26 protein-coding genes are annotated in these 22,185 nt (G+C 51.5%); 18 read left to right on the top strand and 8 right to left on the bottom strand.

The genetic code is table 11. The annotated features are described in order from the left end of the window. Positions 1–49: 49 nt before the first annotated feature. Positions 50–1,399, bottom strand: a complete 1,350-nt coding sequence (locus ABWP81_RS05110; RefSeq protein WP_353140061.1) for a TolC family protein — start codon at positions 1,397–1,399, stop codon at positions 50–52. Continuing rightward, a complete protein-coding gene (locus ABWP81_RS05105) occupies positions 1,396–4,635 on the bottom strand; it encodes an efflux RND transporter permease subunit (RefSeq protein ID WP_353140059.1) in 3,240 nt (1,079 codons plus the stop codon). The genes ABWP81_RS05110 and ABWP81_RS05105 overlap by 4 nt, the downstream gene beginning before the upstream one ends. 84 nt (positions 4,636–4,719) lie before the next feature. Between ABWP81_RS05105 and ABWP81_RS05100 the strand changes: the two genes are divergently transcribed. The 12 genes from ABWP81_RS05100 (at position 4,720) to ABWP81_RS05045 (ending at position 14,030) form a co-directional block, all read left to right on the top strand. After that, on the top strand, positions 4,720–5,082 hold the full coding sequence (locus ABWP81_RS05100) for an ArsR/SmtB family transcription factor (RefSeq protein ID WP_353134093.1): 363 nt from the start codon (positions 4,720–4,722) through the stop codon (positions 5,080–5,082). Then, a complete protein-coding gene (locus ABWP81_RS05095; protein WP_353140057.1) occupies positions 5,079–5,459 on the top strand; it encodes a rhodanese-like domain-containing protein in 381 nt (126 codons plus the stop codon). The genes ABWP81_RS05100 and ABWP81_RS05095 overlap by 4 nt, the downstream gene beginning before the upstream one ends. A gap of 13 nt (positions 5,460–5,472) precedes the next feature. Further along, positions 5,473–5,919: an OsmC family protein gene (locus ABWP81_RS05090; RefSeq protein ID WP_353140055.1), complete on the top strand. Its 447-nt coding sequence runs from the start codon at positions 5,473–5,475 to the stop codon at positions 5,917–5,919. A gap of 19 nt (positions 5,920–5,938) precedes the next feature. Beyond that, positions 5,939–6,280, top strand: coding sequence for a carboxymuconolactone decarboxylase family protein (locus ABWP81_RS05085; protein ID WP_353134084.1), 342 nt, complete (start codon positions 5,939–5,941; stop codon positions 6,278–6,280). 31 nt (positions 6,281–6,311) lie between these two features. Continuing rightward, complete coding sequence (gene trxC / locus ABWP81_RS05080; RefSeq protein WP_353140053.1) at positions 6,312–6,773, top strand: thioredoxin TrxC; 462 nt, start codon at positions 6,312–6,314, stop codon at positions 6,771–6,773. Between the two features lie 22 nt (positions 6,774–6,795). After that, a complete protein-coding gene (locus ABWP81_RS05075) occupies positions 6,796–8,145 on the top strand; it encodes a cytochrome ubiquinol oxidase subunit I (RefSeq protein ID WP_353140051.1) in 1,350 nt (449 codons plus the stop codon). Further along, positions 8,138–9,172: a cytochrome d ubiquinol oxidase subunit II gene (locus ABWP81_RS05070; protein ID WP_353140049.1), complete on the top strand. Its 1,035-nt coding sequence runs from the start codon at positions 8,138–8,140 to the stop codon at positions 9,170–9,172. The genes ABWP81_RS05075 and ABWP81_RS05070 overlap by 8 nt, the downstream gene beginning before the upstream one ends. 66 nt (positions 9,173–9,238) lie before the next feature. Next, a complete protein-coding gene (locus ABWP81_RS05065) occupies positions 9,239–10,408 on the top strand; it encodes an MFS transporter (protein WP_353140047.1) in 1,170 nt (389 codons plus the stop codon). 210 nt (positions 10,409–10,618) lie between these two features. After that, a complete protein-coding gene (locus tag ABWP81_RS05060; RefSeq protein ID WP_353140045.1) occupies positions 10,619–10,900 on the top strand; it encodes a heavy-metal-associated domain-containing protein in 282 nt (93 codons plus the stop codon). Between the two features lie 147 nt (positions 10,901–11,047). Next, on the top strand, positions 11,048–12,112 hold the full coding sequence (locus tag ABWP81_RS05055) for an efflux RND transporter periplasmic adaptor subunit (RefSeq protein WP_353140043.1): 1,065 nt from the start codon (positions 11,048–11,050) through the stop codon (positions 12,110–12,112). Further along, positions 12,109–13,299 carry an ABC transporter permease gene (locus ABWP81_RS05050; RefSeq protein ID WP_353140041.1) on the top strand — a complete coding sequence of 397 codons (1,191 nt, stop codon included), beginning with the start codon at positions 12,109–12,111 and terminating at the stop codon, positions 13,297–13,299. The genes ABWP81_RS05055 and ABWP81_RS05050 overlap by 4 nt, the downstream gene beginning before the upstream one ends. Beyond that, complete coding sequence (locus ABWP81_RS05045; protein WP_353140039.1) at positions 13,296–14,030, top strand: ABC transporter ATP-binding protein; 735 nt, start codon at positions 13,296–13,298, stop codon at positions 14,028–14,030. Before ABWP81_RS05050 ends, ABWP81_RS05045 begins: the two co-directional genes overlap by 4 nt. 22 nt (positions 14,031–14,052) lie before the next feature. Here the strand turns inward: ABWP81_RS05045 and ABWP81_RS05040 are convergent, their stop codons facing one another. Next, on the bottom strand, positions 14,053–14,625 hold the full coding sequence (locus tag ABWP81_RS05040) for an energy transducer TonB (protein WP_245912818.1): 573 nt from the start codon (positions 14,623–14,625) through the stop codon (positions 14,053–14,055). 320 nt (positions 14,626–14,945) lie between these two features. Between ABWP81_RS05040 and ABWP81_RS05035 the strand changes: the two genes are divergently transcribed. The 5 genes from ABWP81_RS05035 (at position 14,946) to ABWP81_RS05015 (ending at position 18,323) form a co-directional block, all read left to right on the top strand. Further along, positions 14,946–15,557, top strand: coding sequence for a class I SAM-dependent methyltransferase (locus ABWP81_RS05035; RefSeq protein WP_353140037.1), 612 nt, complete (start codon positions 14,946–14,948; stop codon positions 15,555–15,557). 98 nt (positions 15,558–15,655) lie between these two features. Next, complete coding sequence (locus tag ABWP81_RS05030; protein ID WP_353140035.1) at positions 15,656–16,000, top strand: rhodanese-like domain-containing protein; 345 nt, start codon at positions 15,656–15,658, stop codon at positions 15,998–16,000. Further along, on the top strand, positions 15,994–16,548 hold the full coding sequence (locus ABWP81_RS05025) for a hypothetical protein (RefSeq protein ID WP_353140033.1): 555 nt from the start codon (positions 15,994–15,996) through the stop codon (positions 16,546–16,548). Before ABWP81_RS05030 ends, ABWP81_RS05025 begins: the two co-directional genes overlap by 7 nt. Before the next feature lie 15 nt (positions 16,549–16,563). Further along, positions 16,564–16,986: a rhodanese-like domain-containing protein gene (locus ABWP81_RS05020; protein WP_353140031.1), complete on the top strand. Its 423-nt coding sequence runs from the start codon at positions 16,564–16,566 to the stop codon at positions 16,984–16,986. A 35-nt stretch (positions 16,987–17,021) separates the two neighbouring features. Continuing rightward, positions 17,022–18,323 (top strand): DUF3422 family protein, encoded by a 1,302-nt coding sequence (locus tag ABWP81_RS05015; RefSeq protein ID WP_353140029.1) that lies wholly within the window; start codon positions 17,022–17,024, stop codon positions 18,321–18,323. 58 nt (positions 18,324–18,381) lie between these two features. Here ABWP81_RS05015 and ABWP81_RS05010 read toward each other — a convergent pair whose 3' ends face one another. The 5 genes from ABWP81_RS05010 to ABWP81_RS04990 all read right to left on the bottom strand — a co-directional run bounded on the left by ABWP81_RS05010 (position 18,382) and on the right by ABWP81_RS04990 (position 21,031). After that, entirely contained in the window at positions 18,382–18,597 is a 216-nt protein-coding gene (locus tag ABWP81_RS05010; RefSeq protein ID WP_353140027.1) for a YgaP family membrane protein, read from the bottom strand. 78 nt (positions 18,598–18,675) lie between these two features. Further along, complete coding sequence (locus ABWP81_RS05005) at positions 18,676–19,635, bottom strand: Bug family tripartite tricarboxylate transporter substrate binding protein (protein WP_353140025.1); 960 nt, start codon at positions 19,633–19,635, stop codon at positions 18,676–18,678. Between the two features lie 29 nt (positions 19,636–19,664). Beyond that, complete coding sequence (locus ABWP81_RS05000; protein ID WP_353140023.1) at positions 19,665–20,255, bottom strand: carboxymuconolactone decarboxylase family protein; 591 nt, start codon at positions 20,253–20,255, stop codon at positions 19,665–19,667. Continuing rightward, on the bottom strand, positions 20,252–20,632 hold the full coding sequence (locus tag ABWP81_RS04995; RefSeq protein ID WP_353134036.1) for a VOC family protein: 381 nt from the start codon (positions 20,630–20,632) through the stop codon (positions 20,252–20,254). Before ABWP81_RS04995 ends, ABWP81_RS05000 begins: the two co-directional genes overlap by 4 nt. A 78-nt stretch (positions 20,633–20,710) precedes the next feature. After that, positions 20,711–21,031 carry an HU family DNA-binding protein gene (locus tag ABWP81_RS04990; RefSeq protein ID WP_353134033.1) on the bottom strand — a complete coding sequence of 107 codons (321 nt, stop codon included), beginning with the start codon at positions 21,029–21,031 and terminating at the stop codon, positions 20,711–20,713. A gap of 191 nt (positions 21,032–21,222) precedes the next feature. On the opposite strand from ABWP81_RS04990, the gene ABWP81_RS04985 reads away from it, so the two are divergent. Beyond that, the coding region (locus ABWP81_RS04985; protein WP_353140021.1) for a type IV pilus twitching motility protein PilT at positions 21,223–22,185 on the top strand (963 nt) is incomplete at its 3' end.

Here is a 22,185-nt window from a genome sequence, read left to right as displayed (position 1 = left end):
GAAACATGGCGTAGAAAACAGCGGTGAAAAATCGCAGCGAAATCAAGACTTATTTCAGCAATGCATTGACTTGACTAAGCTGCGCCTCGCCCAAATCTCCGCTAGCGGCAAACAGGCGAAGTTGATCGATGGCAGTTTGAATGCGCAACTGCATCACCGCCAGCTCAGCTTGAGTTGCATCGTGCTCGGCACCCAGCAATTCGTTGGTGGTGCGTGCGCCCGTGCGGTGCGCTTTACGTGTGGCCGCAAGGCGAGCCTTGCTGGCTTTTTCAGATTGCGTCAAAGCTTGTAGGCGAGCAGGTGCTGAGCTAAGGCTTTGCCAAGCGTCGCGCACGCGTTGCTCGATTACTTGCTCAGCAGCTTCTTGGTCGTAGCGCAGTTTTTCCACTTGCTTTAAGGCTTCACGTTCTCGCGACTCAACCATGCCGCCCGTACTTAGAGGAACATTGATTTGCATGCCCACCATGTACTGAGCCAATTGATTGCTGGCAGAGCCATGCATACCTAGCCCTGATAAGCGGTCCAGTTGCGCTTGCGCTACCCAATCGACGGTCATGGCATTGCCTGCTTTGATACGTTTGGCCTCTTGGCCTTGAATGGCTTGTTGCAGACGCATGATTTTCAGGCTAGGGGATTGTTGCTTTGACTGTTGTACCCAGATGTTTGCATCGACTAGGTTGACGTATGTAAAGCTTAGATTGGGAGGTGCCAATAGTTGCGTGGGTGCTTGGCCAACCAGTTGTCGATATGCGACCTTCATCATGGCCAAGTTGTTTTCTTGTGTCAGCACTTGTGCCTGGATTTCAAACAAGTTGGCAATGGTTTCTTGCACGTCCATCACGCTGGCATCTCCAATGGCTTGGCGTTTTTTGATTTCGTTGGCGGCCTGTTGTACTGCTTTTTCTTGACGTTGCAGACTGTTGAGCTTGAGTTCTGCGCCCACCACATCAAAGTAGCGTTGCGCAGTGTGCATGATGAGGTTTTGCTGGGCTTGCTGCCACTGCGCATCCGCAATTTGCGCTGATATTTCAAGCTGCTTGCTTTGTGCTTCGCGTTCAGGGCTAATCCACGCTTTTTGTGCGCCGATGCTGGCTCGGGTTAGGGCACCTAAGTAGACATTAGTTTTGAAGGTCACATCATTTTGCCCCATGGCCTCTGCGCCTTTGGTGCGGCTGTCTGCACCGCCAACGCCCACTGTGCCACCTGCAGACAATGTGGGTTCCCATAAGGCCTTGGCTTGTTCTAGGCGAAATGCAGCTTGTTGGTGCAAGGCGCGTGCAGCGGCGATTTCGGGATCGCGCGTTTGAGCGGCTTGCCACGCGCTCATCAGATCGGCGGCGTGGGTCGTTGAGGTGATGCTTGCCAAGGTGAGGGCGGCAATGAGTCGCAAGCGTTTCATGAGTGTGCTCCTGAGGTGTTGTTTTCAGCGGTCAATGCGGCAGACTTGTTCTTGAAAGCCATGAAGTAGAGAAGAGGGATCACCAATAAAGTGAGTGCTGTCGAAACAAAAATGCCAAAGATGAGCGAGATGGCCAAGCCATTAAAAATCGGATCATCCAAAATAAAAAATGCACCCATCATGGCGGCTAATCCGGTCAACACAATCGGTTGAGCGCGGGTGATGGCCGAGGCCACCACCGCGTCTTTCAACGCCACACCTTGTGAGACCTGCAAGCGGATAAAGTCCACCAGCAAGATCGAGTTACGCACGATGATGCCGGCCAAAGCAATCATGCCAATCATGGAGGTGGCGGTGTAGGGCGCACCCAGCAGGGCGTGGCCTGGCATCACCCCAATGATGGTCAGTGGAATAGGCGCCATGATGATGAGTGGCACAAGGTACGAGCCAAACTGCGCCACCACCAACAAGTAAATCAACACCAAACCCACTGCATAGGCGGCGCCCATGTCGCGGAAGGTCTCATAAGTCATTTGCCATTCGCCGTCCCACTTGACGGCATAACTTTGGTAGGGATCCGCAGGTTGTTGGATGAAGTATTCATCCACAGGTTTGCCATTGGGAGTGGTGATATTTTGCAGCCCACTGCGCATGCCAAACATGCCGTACAACGGGCTGTCGACTTTGCCGGCCATATCTCCCACCACGTAGGTGACGGGCAGCAAGTCTTTGTGATAAATGGGTTGCTCGCGAAGGGTGTCGCTGATGGTCACCAATTGACGAATTGGCACGATTTCGCGTTGCGAGTTGCGTACGCCTAGGCTGAGCAGTTTGTCCAAAGAGTTTTGTTCGCTCTTTGCTAAACGAATGACCACGGCACCAGCGTACTTGTTTTGGTCATGTGCATAGACAGTAGATTCACCGGCCAAGGCAGCACGCAGTGTGCTGACGATAGCTTGTTGCGACACGCCCATTTGCGCCGCCTTTTGGCGATTGATCAACAGAACTTTACGCGGCGCGGCGCTGATGGTGCTGTCGTCTACATCGACCACGCCATTTTGCGCATTGAACATGGCGCGCACTGACTTAGCCACTTGGTTGCGACCTTCATCTGTCGGTCCATAAACCTCTGCCACGATGGGGGCCAACACTGGTGGGCCGGGCGGCACTTCAATCACTTTGACATTGGCGTTGAACTGTTTACCAATGGCTTGCAGGGCAGGCCGCTCACGCGTAGCGATGATGTGGCTTTGTGCTTTGCGCAAATGCTTGTCTTGCAGGTTGACTTGAATATCACCCACGTTAGGACCACTGCGCAAATAGTATTGGCGCACCAAGCCGTTAAAGTTGATGGGGGCACTCAGGCCTGCATACGCTTGGTAATGGGTTACCTCGGGTACGGTGGCCAAGTGAGCGCCTAAGGTACGTAATACTTTTTGGGTTTCTTCTACGCGGGTGCCCGCAGGCATGTCGACCACGACTTGGAATTCAGACTTGTTGTCAAAGGGCAGCATCTTCAAAGCCACCAAGCCCGCGACAGGAAGTGCGACCGACACCACGATGGCACCCAATACAGCAACGCCTAAGCTCCAGCGGTAGCCTGAGGTGTCGCTCAAGAAGGGCCTAAACACTGCTTGAAAAAAGCGGGCCAACCACTTCTTGAAGGCGCTAATGTCTGCATGGCCATGACCATCTGCGGGTGAGGGCTTCATCCAAATGCGAGCCAACCAAGGTGTCACGACAAACGCCACCGCCAATGACAACAACATGCCCATGCTGGCGTTGATTGGGATGGGGCTCATATAAGGGCCCATCAAACCTGACACAAATGCCATAGGCAGCAAGGCTGCAATTACGGTGAAGGTGGCGAGGATCGTGGGAGCTCCCACTTCGTCGACGGCGCTAGGAATAATTTGCGTGAGTGATTGATGGGGAAATAAGCCTTGGTGGCGATGGATGTTTTCCACCACCACAATGGCGTCGTCTACCAAAATACCAATGGAGAAAATCAACGCAAACAAAGACACACGGTTGAGCGTGAAGCCCCACGCCCATGAGGCAAAGAGGGTGACCGTCAAGGTCAAAATCACAGCGGTTCCCACGATAGCGGCTTCGCGACGGCCCAACGCGATGAACACCAGTGCCACCACAGAGGCGGTGGCAAACAGCAGTTTTTGAATCAGCTTCTTGGCTTTGTCATTGGCTGTTTCGCCGTAATTGCGCGTGGTGGTGACCTCTACGGTTGCGGGAATCTTGCTTTGTTTGAGCAAGGCCACTTGGGCGACGACGGCATTGGCCACCTCAATGGCGTTTTCACCCGGTTTCTTGGTGATGGCAATGGTCACTGCGGTACGTTCAACAGGATTGACACCCGCTAGCCCGTGCCAGACAGCCGTGTTGGCCTGTGCGCCTCCATCGCGCACCTGCGCAATGTCGTGCACATGAACAGGGTTGCCTGCCCGCACGCCCACCACCAAGCTGGCTACATCTTTGGCACTGCTTAAAAAGGGTCCAGATTCAATAGCGATGGCTTGTTGGCCCACCAGTAAATCACCTACGGGAGCACCTAAGTGCGCCGCCTGCAAAGCCATGCGTAGCTCAGGCACCGTGATGCCAGCGGTTTGCATGCGTGCAGGGTCGATGTCGATTTGAATGGCGCGGGTGGGGCCGCCCACCGTGGTGACTTCGCGTGTGCCTTTGACGCGCTTCAAATCTATTTCAATGTTTTGGGCAATGCGCTCTAGCTCAAATGCACTTAGGTCGGTGTCCTTGCCATGCAAGGTGAGCGACAAAATGGGCACATCGTCAATGCCTTTGGGTTTGATCAGCGGCTGTAGCACGCCTAAGCCTTTGGGTAGCCAATCGGCATGTGAGTTGACGGTGTCATACAAACGTACCAACGCTTCGGTGCGTGCTACGCCCACTTTGTATTGCACGGTGATGATGGACAACCCCGGTTGCGACACCGACATCACGTGCTCCACGCCAGCAATTTGCGACAGCACTTGCTCTGCAGGGATTGACACCATTTGCTCTACGTCTTTGACAGACGCGCCCGGAAAGGGGATTAGCACATTGGCCATGGTCACATTAATTTGGGGCTCTTCTTCGCGCGGTGTCACCAACACAGCAAAAACACCCAACAAAAAGCACATCAAAGCTAGCAGCGGTGTGATTTGTGAGGCTTGAAACAAACGGGCCAAGCGGCCGGAGATGCGGAGTGTGGAATCAGTCATAGTGTCTATTCTATAAATAATTACATGATTATTTAATTAATTGCTTAAATAATCAAATACTTAAATAAGTTTACAATTTTCACCATGAACCAACTTCCAGAACAAGCCATCGATCGTGTGGCTTCCTACTTCCAAGCGCTGGCTGAGCCCACGCGCTTACGCATCTTGAATTTGCTGCGCGAGGCAGAGCACAACGTGGGAGAGCTGGCTGATGCTTGCGGCTACACCGCCGCCAATATGTCGCGCCACTTGTCAGTGTTGATGCAGCAAGGTTTTGTCAAGCGCGAAGGTCGCGGCACCAGCGTGTATTACCAAATCGCTGACCCCACCATTTACGCCTTGTGCGACTTGGTTTGTGATCGCATTGCTCAGCAGCACTCAAAACAAGCATGGCCCAACGCCATAGCACTTAAAGAACGCCCCACATCCAAAAGGAAAACCGTATGAAATCCGCCCATGATTTAGTCGTTGAAGCCAAACAAACCGTTCAAGAAATTTCAGTTGACCAAGCCATCCAAGCCATTCAAACCTGTGATGTGTTGATTGATGTTCGCGAAACCGAAGAGTATTTGGCTGGCCATTTACCAGGTGCCGTGCATATGTCGCGAGGCATGTTGGAGTTCAAAATGGCCAGCAACCCTGCCATGCAGCCGCGAGACCTGAAGATCGTGTTGTATTGCAAAACTAGCGGCCGTGCCGCTTTGTCCGCTTGTTCGTTGGCTGGTATGGGCTACAGCCATATTCAATCCATCTCCGGGGGTATTGACGCTTGGATGGCTGCAGGGCACGAAGTGTTTAAGCCAGCACAGCCTACATTTGAATAACGAAAGAAATCGTATGTCTGGAAAAACAATTCGGGTTGAACTATCGCAGCGCCAGGACTATCGCTTCGACATAGTATTTGGCGATGACATGTCCGTTCTGACCAGCGATGAACCAGCACCTTTGGGGACTGGCTTAGGGCCATCGCCCATGCACATGCTTTGTGCAGCAGTGGGTAACTGTTTATCTGACTCGTTGTTGTTTGCGTTTCGTAAATTCAAACAAGTGCCAGAGCCTATTCATTGTGTGGTGACAGCCGACGTAGGTCGCAACGATGACAACCGTTTGCGCGTGTTGCACATGAATGCCCAAATCCGCATGGGTGTGCTGGCAGCATCGCTGGATCAGCTTGATCATGTGTTGGCGCAGTTTGAAGAGTTTTGTACGGTCACGCAAAGTGTGCGTCAAGGCATTCCCATCACGGTGGAAGTGTTTGACAGCGCCGGTCAGCAATTGAAGTAATTTTGAAAGAGTACACACCATGAGCACGTTTGACCACGCCAACTTGATGCAAGGCATCAACGAGTGCTTGACGCCATTTCGCAAATCGCAATCCGAAGCCATGCAAGGCTTTGGTCAATTGGCCAAAGCGTCAATGGCGGAAGGCACCATCAGCGCTAAAAATAAAGAGTTGATTGCGTTGGCTATTGGCATCACGCAGCATTGCTCGGGCTGCGTAGGTTTTCATGTGAAAGCCTTGCGTAAATTGGGGTGCACGCGTGAAGAGCTGGAGGAGATGCTGACGATTTGCGTTTACATGGGTGGTGGACCTGCGTTGATGTATTCAGCTGAAGCGTTGAAGGCTTGGGACACATTGGCATGATCTCATTGCTTTTATTTGTGACAAGAAAACCATGACAGAAAGCACAACTCCAAAAATGCACTTGGTTTGTCCAAAATGCAATGCGACGAACCGTGTGCCTTCAAACAAGCTGCACGCCGAACTGAACTGCGGTCAATGCCACGCCTCATTACTCAGCGAGCATCCAGACAACCTGGGAGAAACTGCGTTCAATGCGCAGATTGCCAAAAGCGATTTGCCGGTGGTCGTGGATTTTTGGGCGCCTTGGTGTGGCCCTTGTCGCATGATGGCGCCGGCCTACGACAAAGTTTGTCATGACATGCAAGGCCGTGCGCGCTTTGTAAAGGTCAACACGGAGGTCGAGCAAGGCCTGGCCTCCAAGTACAACATTCGGAGTATTCCGACGTTGGCTGTTTTTGCGGGCGGCCGTGAAATTGCCAGGCAGTCTGGGGCGATGTCCGTCACAGATTTAACGCGATGGGTCAGCGCCGTGCTGCTCAAAACAAGCTCTTAAACCCCTACCAAAGGAGACCATCATGGACGCTCTTGACCCACTTTTGCTGGCACGGTTGCAATTTGCCGCCAACATCACGTTTCACATTTTGTTTCCTACCATCAGCATCGCCATGGGGTGGTTTTTGTTGTTTTTCAAAACCCGATTTGTAGCGACGGGTGAGCAGCACTGGATGGACGCTTACCAGTTTTGGGTCAAGATTTTCGCCCTGACCTTTGCTTTGGGAGTGGTCAGCGGCATCACCATGAGTTTTCAGTTTGGTACCAATTGGCCCGGCTTTATGAACACGGTGGGCAATGTGGCTGGACCCTTGCTCGCCTATGAGGTGCTCACGGCTTTCTTTTTGGAAGCAACTTTCTTGGGCATCATGTTGTTTGGTCGGGGACGCGTGAGCGAAGGCGTGCATACCTTGGCCACTTGGTTGGTTGCCTTAGGCACCACCGCTTCGGCGTTTTGGATTTTGGCCCTCAACTCTTGGATGCACACACCAGCAGGCTTTGAGATGATCAACGGGCAAGCGCATGTGATCAGCTGGTTCGAGGTGATCTTCAACCCCTCGTTCCCTTACCGCATGACCCACATGTTGCTGGCTTCTGGCTTGACTGGGTCGTTTTTATTGGCGGGTATCAGCGCTTACCGTTGGCTTAAAAACGACCGCGCCTTAGACGTGATGGCATCTTTGCGTACCGGTGTCATGGTGGCCGCGGTCTTGATTCCGGTGCAAATTTTTGTGGGCGACTTGCACGGCTTGAACACTTTGAAGTACCAACCCGCCAAATTGGCTGCGATGGAAGGCATTTGGGAGACGCAGCAGGGCGTTCCCGCGGTCTTATTCGCCATTCCTGACCAGGCCACGCAATCTAATCTCTATGAAATTGCTATTCCTAAATTGGCGTCGTTTTACTTGACCCACGACTGGAATGGTGAGGTCAAAGGCATCAAAGATTTTGGTGACAAGCATCCGCCAGTGGGCCCGGTTTTTTGGGCATTTCGCATCATGGTTGGCGTTGGCTTGCTCATGCTCGCAGTCAGTTGGTTTGCCAGTTACGAACTGAAATTTAAGCCAAGCCTGTCCAAACGCACCGCCATGGTCTTGGTGGCCATGACCTTTGCCGGTTGGGTGGCGCTGGTGTCAGGTTGGTACGTCACAGAAATTGGTCGCCAACCCTGGTTGGTGCATGGGGTACTGACCACGGCGCAAGCAGCCTCGCAAGTGCCGGCGGGCAACATTGCGCTTTCTTTGGCCATGTACCTCACCTTGTATGTGGCCTTACTGAGTGCCTATGTGTCTGTGGTTTTTTACCTCGCCAAAAAGGCTGTGAACGGCGGCCATGAACCCATTACCGGCTTGAAAGGAGTGCGTCATGTATGAATTTGGTGTTGACTTGATGAGCCCAGCGGGTTGGCTGCCTTTGGTGTTTGCCTTGGTTATGGCTTTGTCCATGTTGGCTTACGTCATCTTGGACGGCTATGACTTGGGTGTGGGTGCGCTGCTCGACAGCGCCGACTCGGTGGAACAAAAAGACATCATGATCGCCAGCATCGGACCTTTTTGGGACGCTAACGAAACTTGGTTGGTGCTAGGTGTGGGTGTATTGCTGGTGGGTTTTCCTATGGCGCACGGTGTCATCTTGGGCGCTTTGTACCTGCCTGTTGCACTCATGCTGGTGGCGCTGTCTTTGCGCGGCGTGGCGTTTGAATTTCGGGTCAAGGCCAAGATGCACCATCGGCCTTTGTGGGACAAAACCTTTTACATCGGATCTTTGCTGGCCTCTTGGTCGCAAGGCTTTATGTTGGGCCAACTCATCACAGGCTTTCAGCAAGACACAGCAGGGTATTTCTTTAGCGCCCTGATCGGTTTTTGCTTGGTGTTTGCTTACCGCTTATTGGGCGCTGGCTGGCTGATCATGAAAACCGAAGGTATTTTGCAATTGCGAGCAGTCGATTGGGCCAAGGCCAGTTTGTGGTTGACTGCATTAGGGGTATTGGCCATTTCTGTGGCAACGCCGTGGGTAAGCCCGCGCATCTTCGAGAAGTGGTTCAGCTTTCCGAATCTGCTCATGCTGCTGCCTATCCCTGTCATGACCTTGGCCTTGTTTGTGGTCATTCGGCGGAGCTTATACAGGTTGCCGACACGCTTTGCACAGGGCAACCAATATGGAGCAAGCGTGCCATTCGCTAGCACCGTGGGTGTCTTTTTACTGTCTTTTTACGGCTTAGCCTACAGCCTGTTTCCATGGCTGGTGGTTGACAAAATCAGCATCTGGCAATCTGCCAGTTCACCTGAGGCCTTGCTGGTGATCTTTTACGGTGTGGTGGTGGTGTTGCCCGTCATCATTGGTTATACCGTCTTTGCTTACCGCGTGTTTTGGGGCAAGTCCACCCAACTGCGCTACTGATTGTGAAAGGCTGACATGGTCTAGCGATGTCGGCCGTTATCCTTTCTCTTTTCTTTTTAGGTCTCTATGAACCGTCATCTTGTTTTGCTGTCTATCGCGCAGGGACTGTTCCTAACAAACAACGTCACCTTCATTGCCATCAACGGCTTGGTAGGTTTGAGTTTGGCCCCTGAGAGTTGGATGGCCACTTTGCCTGTCATGGGTTATGTGGTGGGTGGTGCGCTCAGCACGGGGTTAGTGGCCAACTCGCAGCAGCGTTTTGGACGCAAGGGCTCCTTTCAGTTAGGGCTGTTGGTGGCTTTGTTGTCCGCAGCCCTGGGAGCGTTTGCCGTGCTCTCACAGTCTTTCTGGTTGTTAGTCACGGCCACTGTGGTGGCGGGTTACTACAGCGCCAACGGGCAGTTGTATCGCTTTGCAGCGGCTGAGCTGTGCAAGCCCGATTACCGCGAAAAGGCCGTGTCTTTGGTGATGGCGGGCGGTTTGATTGGCGCGGTCATTGGCCCCAACTTGGCCATTCAAACCAAGAGCCTGTTGGGTATGCCGTTTGCCGGCGCCTATGTGGCCTTGATGGGGGTTGCTGCGCTGTCGATGGTAGTGATGAGTAAGATTGATTTCCCACCTGCACCTGTAGCCAAAGCCGATGAGGCAGGCGGTCGACCCTTGTCAGAAATCATGCGTCAGCCTGTGTTCTTCGTTGCCGCCTTGGCTGCGGCATTGGGCTATGGCGTGATGAACTTGTTGATGGCTGCCACGCCCTTGGCCATGCAAGTGTGTGGCTTCTCATTTGAAGACACAGCTTGGGTATTGCAGTGGCACGTGATAGGTATGTTCGCGCCCGGCTTTGTGACGGGCCATCTCATCAAACGATTTGGCGTGTTGACCATCATGGGTGTGGGCGTGTTGCTCAACATCGGCTGCATTGCTGTGGCGTTGTCGGGTGTGGACTTGCACCAATTTTTGTTTGCACTCTTCATGCTGGGTGTGGGTTGGAATTTCTTGTTCACGGGCAGCACCACTTTGTCAATGCAGGCCTACACACCGCAAGAAAAAAACCGCGCACAGGCCGCCATTAACTTCTGCGTGTTTGCCACCATGGCTGTTACTTCATTTGCTTCGGGTGCTTTGGTGACCACGCAAGGCTGGGCTTGGCTCAACTGGGGCTCGCTCATACCTGTGCTGTTAACGGGAGCGGGTCTTATGTGGTTAAAAATAAAAAATACCAAACCTAAAACCTAATGAAGAACTCTTTGAGTGGAGAAATTAACTTGATTAGATGTTCAATCATATGATTTAAATCATATGTGATTGATGTAGAGCGCTTGATACTTTAGCGGCGCTACAAGACCCTGCAGAGATCGAACCTTGCCGAGTACCCGTATTCGCCAAAAAAATTGGTCACGAGCAGCACTCGAAATTGCAAAACGGATGTCAACAAAAGGAACTTCTATGTCAGTCAATCAGATTCAAATTCATGTTGAAAATATCAAATGCGGTGGCTGTGAAAAGTCCATCATCAAGGGGCTAACCTCAATCGAGGGGCTGTCTCATATCGTGATTGACCAAGAGCAGCAGATGGTCAGCGTGTTGGCAGATGAGTCGTTGCGAGAGGCTGTAGTTTCAAAGCTCAAATCGATGGGCTATCCTGAGCACGGCAGCGTGAGCGGGTTGGAGGCAGGCCTAGTCAATGCCAAGTCATTTGTCAGTTGTGCGATTGGACGCGTTTCCTGATTGTTTAGATCTTTCATAAAGACAGGTAGCCTGGTGAACTTTCCCAAAATAACAAAACAGCGCCTGGTCATTGTGGGTGCTGGTTTCGCCCTAGTTGGCTTGATTGCATTTGTGTTCTTCAGGGCCGGGCCGTTGGCTGCGACTTCAGTGACGGTCTATTCTGTCAAGCAGGGTGGGTTTACGCCCGCTTTGTTTGGTGTGGGCACGGTCGAAGCCAGACGCAGTTGGATGATTGGTCCTACGGTTGCCGGGCGGGTTGCACAGGTTTATGTTGATGTGGGCGACATTGTGAAGGCGGGCCAACTGCTAGCTGAAATGGATTCGGTTGATTTAGACCAGAAGTTGACCGCACAGGACGCCTTGATTGCCCGAGCGGCCAGTTCACAAACTGCTGCACAAGCTCAGCAAACAGATGCACTCGCAAGGTACGAGCTTGCAAAACTAAACTTCATTCGCAATCAAGATCTTGCGAATCAATTTTTCATTAGCCCAAGCGCTCTTGAATTGCGCACACAAGAAAAAATATCAGCTGAAGCCGCATTTGAAACCTCACGTGCAAACCTGGCTGGCGTCAAACAAGACGTGATACGTTTAAACGCTGAGCGAGCGGGTCTACAGCAACAACGCAACAACGTGCGATTGATTGCACCCGCCCACGGTGTGGTGACGACGAGAGATGCTGAGCCAGGCACAACGGTGGTTGCTGGACAGCCTGTTATTCGCCTGATTGATCCCGATAGTCTTTGGGTCAAACTGCGTTTGGATCAAGGACGATCTGCTGGTTTGAAGTCTGGGCTAGAGGCCCAAATTGTGGTGCGTTCGCAAGCGCAGAACAACTTCAAGGGCCATGTCGTTCGCGTCGAGTTGTTAAGTGACAGCGTGACCGAGGAGCGTGTGGCGCTAGTCTCGTTTGCACAAATACCTAAAGAAGTTTCTGTTGGAGAGGTGGCAGAGGTCACCTTGGCGCTGCTACCTGTTGAAAACGCGCTGCTTATTCCTAATGCCAGCATTCAGCGGCAAGGCGACACCGTAGGAGTGTGGCGCTTGATCAACGACAAGCCAGTCTTTACAAAAATACGCGTTGGTACCTCCAGCCTCGACGGCGAGTTGGTTGTTTTGGAGGGTTTGCAGCTCAATGAACAAGTGGTGGTGCACAGCCAAAAAGCCTTGACTGAAAACAGCCGCGTTCGCGTTGTTGAGACATTGCGATGATCAGCCTAGCCGGGCGCGACATACTTCATTCGTGGCAAAAATTTGTCCTCACGGGCATGGGCTTGGGGCTGCTGATTGGTGTCACATTGACGATGGCCGGCGTTTATCGCGGTATGGTGGACGATGCAAAAGCTCTTTTAAGCAACAGTGGTGCAGATGTTTGGGTTGTGCAAAAAGGCACACAAGGCCCTTACGCAGAGCCTTCGACCATCAAAGATGATGTGGTTCGTAGCCTGTTGGGCATGCCCGGTGTGATGCGTGCTGCCAACGTGACTTACTTCACCCTTCAAGTCAGTCATGGCGGTCATGACAAGCGAGCCATGGTGGTGGGTATGGAGCCAGGTCAACCTGGGGAGCCGTCACATTTGGTGGCCGGGCGTTATTTGACGCGCAGTCATTACGAGGCCATCGCCGATGTCAAAACTGGTTTCATAATTGGCGACCGCATAGGCATTCGACGACACGAATACACCGTGGTTGGTTTGACGCAGCGTATGGTGTCTTCTGGCGGTGACCCGATGGTGTTCATTGCCATCAAGGATGCACAAGATGCGCAGTTTTTAAAAGACAACGACGCCATTTTGAACGACAGGGTTAGAACTGCAGCGAACACCGCCATCAACAGGCCAGGTGTTCCTGGTGTTCTTGAGGCTGTCCAGGCGACACAAACCAACAGCCACAACGTGAATGCAGTGCTGATTCAGGTTGAGGGTGCATCCACGTCAGAACAAGTGGCGCAATCTATACGTCGCTGGAAACACTTAGAGGCTTTCACGCGCGAGGGTATGGAAGAGATTTTGGTCGTTAAATTGATCGCCACCTCGGCCAAACAAATCGGCATGTTTTTGGTGATTTTGGCCATCGTGAGTGCTGCCATTGTGGCGTTCATCATCTACACCATGACGCTGGGAAAGATTCGCGAAATTGCGGTGCTTAAACTCATTGGCACACGCAACAGCACAATTGCATGGATGATTCTTCAGCAGGCACTAGGCCTTGGTTTGATTGGTTTTGTCGTTGGAAAAGTGGCTGCAACATTTTGGGCGCCCGTCTTTCCAAAATTTGTTTTGCTAGAGCAGGGCGACGCTGTGACAGGGTTTATCGTCACTCTGTTGATTTGCGCATTGGCTAGCACCTTGGCGATTCGAGCCGCACTGGCAGTTGATCCGGGTGAGGCGATTTCGTGACAACAAATACATTGCATACACCACGCGCAGGAGGCATCGTGATCGAAGGATTGCGCAAGGTTTATGGTCACGGCGACACCGCCTTTGAGGCACTTAAAAATGTCAATATGACTGTTGAGGCAGGTGAGGTGGTAGGCCTGGTGGGACCATCCGGCTCAGGCAAAAGCACCTTGCTGAAATGTCTAGGTGCCATCATTGAACCCACCTCAGGAAAAATGACTTTAGGTGGTGATGTAATTTACGATCAAGGTTGGAAGATTCCAGACCTAAGAACGCTGCGACGTGATCGCATTGGATTCATATTTCAAGCGCCTTATCTGATCCCATTTCTCGATGTCACTGATAACGTGGCCCTGTTACCTATGCTGGCTGGCGTGGGTAACCTTAAAGCACGTGAGAGGGCGCTGGAATTACTCAAAGCACTCGATGTTGCGCATCGTGCACAGGCTGAGCCTTCTCAGCTATCCGGGGGCGAGCAGCAGCGTGTGTCTATTGCACGCGCATTAGCCAATCGTCCTCCAGTCATATTGGCCGACGAGCCCACAGCCCCCTTAGACAGTGAGCGTGCCTTAGGTGTAATGCGTATCTTGAATCAAATGGCTAAGCAGTCGCAAACAGCCATCATCGTAGTGACGCATGATGAAAAAATCATTCCAACATTTAAGCGCATTTACCAAATTCGAGATGGCGAAACAATTGAAGTGAAGGGTGAGGGCCGCTCGGTTGATTAATTTCGCAGTTGCAGAGGCGAATTTATCTACCTGTTTTGGAGCTGCCCCATTGGTCCATGATGCGTTGGTCGCGGGCCATTTCGGCTTCCAATGTGTCTTTGGGTAACTGTCGCAGGCACTCTTCCATTGCCTGAGCGTCAAGCTTAGGCTCTGTGGGGGCGGGCTGAGCTTTCACCTGCTCAGATTTGCCATCCCAAGCAAACGGATTTTTAAAAGCAGGTGTGTCCGGCAGGCAGTCGTCTTTGTAGGTTGGTGGGCCGTCGGATGCAAAAGGGGAAAACGAAATTGTTTTCTCAAAAATCAAAGGTTTGCCTGTAGGGGTAGGAGGCAATGCTGGCATGTTTTGGATGGCTTTACGAGCCAGTTTTTCAGCATGTGCTGAGGTACTCCATAGCGTGTCGAGTTTTGCCAAAGTGCCGTTTGGCGCTATCTCGATGCGAAAGCGAACTTCACCTTGATCAGGTCCCTCAATAGCTGTGCCCATCATGCTGCGAACTTGCTGGCCCCAGCTATGGCGATAGCCTTTGCTGTTTTTATTTGTGTACTTGGAGGCGAATGTCCATTCTTCAGCGGTGGGTGCAGAAGGTGCAGCCATAGTCGCGGGTAGCTTTTCTGAAATTGCTTGGGTGATTGCTGCCTCCTGCTTTGTGATGGACCGATCACGCGAAGGTTCAATTTCGGGCTGTAGTTTGGTCTTGATGAAAAAGACCTCAACCTCTTGATCAGGCGTTTTGGTTGGTTGCCGAAGTGTCAATAAATGTTGGCTCGCGCTAATCGCGACCACTACGTGCAACACGATGGCGATTGTCAGAAAGATCAGGCGCTGTTGCCCGCTTAATAAGCGTGTTAACACAGGTTTTAAATAAGTAATGTCTAATATTATTGTCCATAATAGTTTCTAAGAGGGGTGGCGTTATGCAAGGATCTGATCATTGGGAAAACGTGTACCGCAACAAACAGTTTGATGCTGTCAGTTGGTATGCGCATCACTTGAGCGAGTCTCTTAGGTTGATCCAAGAGTTGTGCCCCGAATCCACTGCATCCGTCATAGATATAGGAGGTGGTGAGTCAACGTTAGTTGATGATTTGCTGCGTTCCAACTATCTGGATGTGTCCGTATTGGACATCTCAGCTACTGCGATTGATTTCACACGTCAGCGCCTTGGCTCAAAAGCTCAAGACATTAGCTGGCATGTTGGTGACATAACTCAATATGACTTTGGTTCCAAGCAATTTGATCTTTGGCACGACCGAGCGGTATTCCATTTCTTGACGGAACCCTCAGCCAGACTGTCTTACGTTGAGCTGGTTCGACAGTCTGTTAAACCTGGTGGACATGTACTTATGGCAACTTTTGGACCAGATGGTCCCTTGCAGTGCAGTGGTTTAGATGTTGTGCGGTACGACGATAAAAGTCTGCATCATGAATTTGGCGAGGACTTTCAAATGTTGGGCAGTCAGCTAGTCGAGCACAACACGCCGTTGGGAACTAACCAACAGTTTTTGTATTGTTGGTGTAAGACTTGAACGATTCAGTTCCATTTTCAAAAATCTGCAACCGCCAAAATATAAGCGGATGATTATGAAGTTGTAGACTACTCTCTGTTTCAAATTGAAAGAGTCTCATGGGTTTTATTGAGCAATATTGGCCAATCATTGCACTCGCTCTATGGTTTGGATACAAGTGGTGGAGTGCAAAACAAGTGGTGCGCATGCTCCCTGAGTTACGTCTAAAAGGCGCAGTGTTTGTCGATGTGCGTTCGACAGCTGAATTTGTTTCAGGCAATGCGCCTGGGAGCATCAACATTCCCCTTCCTGAGTTGGGTTCTCGTTTGGCTGAGTTGCCCAAAGATCGCGATGTGGTTTTGTGCTGTGCCAGTGGCTCGCGAAGTGGCATAGCCAAAATGATGCTCAGAGCCAAAGGTTTTGCAAAAGTGCACAACGCAGGGACATGGGGTAATTTATGTTGAGCAAGTTTCGTTTTAGTGTGGTGCTTGCCGTATTGGCTGTGCTCACTGCCTGCCAAGATGCTAAGCCGGTTCATGTGGTGTTGGACGGTATAGCTCGGAAGGGTGCCGAGCCTATGCTGATGCTGACGGATGAACTAGAGCCTATGGCAGACCCCACGTATGTTCATAAAAAGCGCGATCTATACGACTGTGAACATGTGGTTGCACCTTGGTTTCAAAAGGTGTTGATGGCAGAGCTGAATTATTTGTCCGACAAGGATAAGTTGCAATTGATCAATGCACCTGTTTGTTTGCTGATCGTTGACAAAGACTTAGGACCGAAAGAGGGCCGCTTTAGCGTTCACTTTTATGAGGATGCGCAAGAGCTGCGCGAGTGCGCCATTAACCATCGCTGCAAGCTGGCTCGCAATGTAAGTTTGGTACTTAAAAATCAGTTGGTGTATCGCTCTTACTTCTTGACTGATTTCAACCGTGAAAAATACTACCAACATTGCATCACGCCTGATGACATGTGGATGGCTAACACCACTTGCTATGTGCTTCCCTAATCTGGAGTTGACGAAATGAATTTTTGTAAAACCAAAATTAACCGCTTCTTGCGCGTGGCGTTGTTTGCAGTGTTTGCTGCCGCTCTGAATTCGGGCTGTTCAGAACCCGTCAATTCCGCAGATCGAGTGACTTTAGTGCAAGCCCGTGCCGACTACGAGGCAGGCAAGGTCATGCTGGTAGACATTCGCGAAACGCGTGAACATAAAACTGGTGTGGTCGCAGGTGCAGTCCTACTTCCCATGAGTGAGTTGGGAGAGAAAATCAGCCTTATCCCTAAAGATACGGACCAGCCTGTGCTGCTCATTTGCAACACACAAAACCGTTCGCAGGTTACCTTGAAAAAACTTAAACAAGCGGGTTACGAAAACATACGCTTTGTCGAAGGCGGTATGAGCCAGTGGGCTGCAAAAGGCTGGCCGCTGGTCGCCCCTCGATAAGCACAAAACTCACATTCTTAATGGAAGCGACTGTTATGAATCAATTGCCCCCTGATGATTCTGAGCGCGCATTGCTTCACAACGAGGTGCACGCTCGACCAAGTGCCAGGATTCGCATCCCTGCGTTTATATTGCTAGTGGGTGTATTTAACGACGGCATCAGTCGAGAGCAAGAGTGCGAACATCTTCGGCAGCTGCAACCTGATTTGAGTCTGCAAGATATGCAGGGAAACTTTGTCCGATTAAGGATGAATGGTTACACCTTGAAATGGGAACGGCACACCGAATTCACTCGATACTCCTTAGTTCAATCATTACCTGAAAATGCCGCACTTGGCTCTCAAGAGCCTGAATTGTTGTCTCACTTGAAGCTGCCTCAAGGTTGGCTAGCGGCTATTCCCGGAAAAACGTTTTCAGCCATCAAACTTGTGATGTTGAACGAGGACTTAACAGACCCACAACTTGCACTTGATCAAGCCCGCAAGTGGATTGGTGATGCGCCAGTGATTGCTTCTCGCATGGGTAATCCTGCGCATTCACTTGTTGCGACGGATTTCAAGTTACGAGAAAGTGGTTTTGAACGGATACTCGTTTTAGCGCCCCATGGAACCAGTCAAAGTCGAGCGGGACGAATTTCACAGAGATTGCTTGAATTAGAAACTTATCGATTAATGGCTTTGCGTGGCTTATCAGTTGCAAAAGTCGTCAGCAGTCATCTTGGACAAGCTGAAAAGGAGTTGTCAGACATCATTGACTACTTGGCACACAAGGACTGTGATGATCAGGCACTTTTAACTAGGTTAATAGAGCTTGCAGCAGGAGTTGAGCGTATGACAGCGGGGCATGCCTATCGTTTTGCTGCGACGGCTGCATATGACAAACTGGTGTCTCAGCGTATTGCTGAATTGCGTGAATCTCCAATTAGCGGAACTCAAACGATTGGAGAATTCATGAAAAGACGCTTGTCCCCTGCGATGGCTACTGTTGCGGCAACCTCACAGCGTCTGACTTTATTGTCTGAACGAATCAACCGAGCTAGTTCGTTGTTGAGAACCCGTGTAGATATTGCGACAGAAGAACAGAACCGTATGCTGCTAGAGAAGTTGACGAAGGGGCAAGAGTTGCAACTACGTTTGCAAAGTACGGTTGAAGGCTTGTCAATCGCTGCTATCTCTTACTACGTCGTTAGCCTTCTGCTCTACGCTGCCAAAGCTGCTAAAGCAGCTGGTCTTGCTATTCAACCTGAGGTGGTCGCGGGTTCACTTATTCCTATGGTGCTGTGGCTCGTTTGGAGTGCAACCAGACGGATCCATGCAAGGCTTTACAAAGTCGTTTGATTGAATAAAAAAGCCTCAGCCGCTTGACGCGCTGAGGCTTTACAAAGTTGTGAACCGTTTACTTAGCTGGCTCTTCTTTTGCGGCTTTGAGTGGGCAAGTGTTCAAGCCAAACAAAGTATATGCACCGCAAAAACGAAACACGCCGGTGGCCAGCACAATGCCGCCCACGATGTAGCCCCACATGCCCACCACGTTTGTGATGGCCAGAGCGATGAGTAACAAGCCTGCGACGATGCGCAGAATGCGGTCAATGCCGCCAACGTTTGATGTCATATATTTCTCCTTGGTAAATTCTTATTAGACACCCAGAACTTAGAAACAGGTTTGATTCAAATCAACGCTTTTTTGGTCTTACTCAGGCTTGATGTTGCCGTCTTTCACGACCTTGCTCCATTGCACCAATTCTTGTTTTAACAAAGTATCCAGTTCACCCGTGCTAGAGCTGGTGGCTTGCATACCTAGCTTGTTGAATCGTTCTTTCACATCAGGACGCTGCATGATGCTGCGCAAGTCTTGGTTCATTTTGTCCACGATGGCGCTAGGCGTTTTAGCCGGCAAAAAGAAGGCCAGCCAAATAGTGGTGGCATATCCGGGCACACCTTGTTCGCTGATAGTAGGGAGGTCGGGCAGCTCTGGGTGGCGTTTAGCGCTGGCAATGCCCAATGCTTTTACGCGGCCAGCTTTGATGTTGGGTACGGCTGAGTTGAAGGCATCAAACATGATTTGAATGTGGCCCGCCAACAAGTCTTGTGCGGCAGGACCTTGGCCTTTGTAGGGTGCGTGGCCCAGTTGCGTTTTGGTTATGTTGGCAAACATTTCAGAGCCCAAGTGGTAGGTGCTGCCAATGCCTGATGAACCGTAAAACAACTTGCCTGGGTTCTCTTTGGCGTAGCGCACCAACTCTTGCACGTTATTGGCGGGCACCGAAGGGTGGACCACCAAAATGTTTTCTATGGTGGCCACGGTGCTAACCGCTGCAAAGTCTCTCACAGGGTCGTAGGGTAGCTTTTGCATGAGCGCGGGATTGGCCGCCATGATGCTGCTTGTACCAAACAAAATGGTGTTGCCATCGGCGGGCGCACGCGCCACAAACTCTGCGCCAATCGCACCTGTGGCGCCCACGCGGTTGTCCACAATTACCGTCTTGCCCATGGCTTCTGACAACAACGGCGCGATTACGCGAGCTGCAATGTCTGTGGGGCCGCCTGTTGAAAAAGGCACCACCAAACGAACCGCATTATTTTGCGCAAAGCTACCGAATGTGGCAAAAAGCAAGCTAGCGGAAATGGCGATGTGGCGTCGTGAAATCATGGGGCTCTCCTGTGATGTGTGAAGCCAATTTAGGCCAGCAGGCGTTGGCGAATGTCCAGCGGTGACAAAACCTCAAGGGGTTCATTGCCGCCATTTGGAATGCCCACTTGCGTGGCATTAAGCAGCATCGACACCATTACATAGGTGCCCGATAGCACCGTGAGATCGACCACCGCTTGCTCGCCCATATCGGCCACTGCTTGCTGCCACAAGGCATCAGGTACACGGTGGTTGAGGCTGAGTTGGATGCAAAAGTCATACACCAACACCTCGTCAGCTTGCATGCCCTCTGGCCTTTTGCACTGACGTAATTGCTCGATGATGTTCGCGGACAAGCCTGCACGTTGTGCAATGGGGTCGTGTGCCCACCACTCGTATTGCGCGTTGGAAATGCGGGCTTGAATCAAGATGGCAAATTCATTCAGCCGCTTGCTCACTGAGGTTTTGAACCGCAGGTAGTCCAAGAAGTCAAAGCAGCGCCGCGCCATGTCGGGGCTGCGCAGCAAGGCGTTGTAGGGCCCCCCTAATGCTGCGCTAGACACTTTGAGAATGTCATCGGCCAAGGGGCGAACTTCGGGTGAGAGTTCTTCGTAGGTAAGTTGAGTGAAGCGTTCAGTCATTTTGCGGGCCTGCACATTGCACAAATCTTGTTGCCTGATGGGTCGCGCAAGTATGCGATGTAGTAGCTAAAGGCTGGCGTGGTGCGCAAGCCTGGTGGGTCTTCGCACGTCATGCCGCCATTGGCTAAGCCAGCTGCGTGAAAGGCGTTTACTTCGGCTTCAGATTTGGCTGCAAAACCAAAAGTGCTGCCGTTGCCAAAGCTTGCCGCTTCACCGTTCACAGGCGTGGTGATGCCAAAGGTTCCTGTGGCTGTGCGGTACACATAACGGTTGCCTGCGCTTGCGCCGGGTGCGTGGCCCAATGCGTTGAGGGCTGCGTCATAAAACTTGCGTGAGGCCTCGAGGTCTTGAGCACCTAAAAAAACGTGTGTAAACATGCTTGTCTCCAATTTGAATTAGACGTAAAAAAAGCGGCTCGGTGACCCGATGCCGCTTTTGTGCGTGAACGCGAAGAATTACTTCTTCTTGGTGTTCACAGCAGCTTTGAAGGCAGCGCCGGCAGTGAAGCGAGGCACCACAGCAGCTGCGATTTTCAAGGCTTCGCCGGTGCGTGGGTTTTTGCCAGTGCGTGCAGCGCGCGCAGCAGCTTTGAAAGTGCCAAAGCCGATCAATTGCACGTCGTCTTTTTTCGCAACAGCGTGCGTGATGACATCGATGATGGCATTGACAGCGCGGCCAGCATCAGCCTTTGTCAATTCTGTGTGGGCTGCAACGGCTTCGATCAATTCAGTTTTGTTCATGAGTAGTTCCTTGTTAAAACGGGTGCATTGTGCCATTTTTGGCAAGTGTTTAGCAGGATTGATCTTTTGATTTTCATGAATTTTTCATCGCTAAGCCCGCATGGGTCAAGGCATGTGGCAATTTATTGGTGTTCACCCTAGTTTGTGAATCGATGTATGCGCTTGCTCATCAAAATTAGTGCGCTACCCACACCGCACCGAGTTGCTTCTTTGATACAAAGAAAGGTATGAATATTCAACACTTATTAGTTCAATGTGTCAGTCGCAAGGCATCCGACTTGCATTTGTCATCGGGTGTGCCAGCCGTGCTCAGAGTTGATGGTGATCTCACGCCACTGTCAGCAATGGCGCTTTCGCATGATTCACTTTATGCGGCATTGATGAGCATCATGTCATCTGGTCAGCAGCAGCAATTCAGCCAAACCTTGGAATGTGACTTTGCTATGGCGCTTCCTGATGTGTCGCGTTTTCGGGTCAATGTGTTTCAACAAGCGCGTGGTGTATCTGCTGTATTTCGGGTTATTCCGCATCACATTCCCAGCTTGCATGCCATGCATGCGCCTGACATCTTGGCAGCGCTGGTGCACAAGCCGCGCGGCTTGGTGTTGGTTACGGGGCCTACGGGTTCGGGCAAGTCCACCACCTTGGCCGCGATGGTTGATGAGCTTAATCAAACGCAATCCAAACACGTTGTGACGATTGAAGACCCGATTGAATTTGTGCACACCCCTAAACAATGCTTGATCCAACAGCGCGAGTTGGGCGCACACACGCGTAGCTTTGCCAATGCATTGCGCGCTGCATTGCGCGAAGATCCCGATGTGATTTTGGTCGGCGAGCTGCGCGACTTGGAAACCATTCGCTTAGCAATGACCGCCGCCGAAACAGGTCACTTGGTGTTGGGCACATTGCACACGTCAAGCGCTGCCAAAACTATGGACCGTATCGTTGATGTGTTTCCCGCCGAAGAAAAAGACATGGCACGTAGCATGTTGTCCGAGTCGCTAAATGCGGTCATTTCGCAAGTGTTGTGCAAACGCAAAGACGGTGCAGGGCGAGTGGCCGCTTACGAGGTGATGGTGGGCACAGCTGCCGTGCGCAACCTGATCCGCGAAGGCAAAGTGGCGCAGCTGTATTCGGCCATTCAAACGGGTAGGGTGGCTGGCATGCAGACCCTAGATCAAAGCTTG

The sequence above is a fragment of the Limnohabitans sp. genome (assembly GCF_040401135.1).
Lineage (GTDB): Bacteria > Pseudomonadota > Gammaproteobacteria > Burkholderiales > Burkholderiaceae_C > Limnohabitans.
Note: the sequence above shows the minus strand (reverse complement) of the source record. Positions and strands in the feature narration are given on the sequence as shown.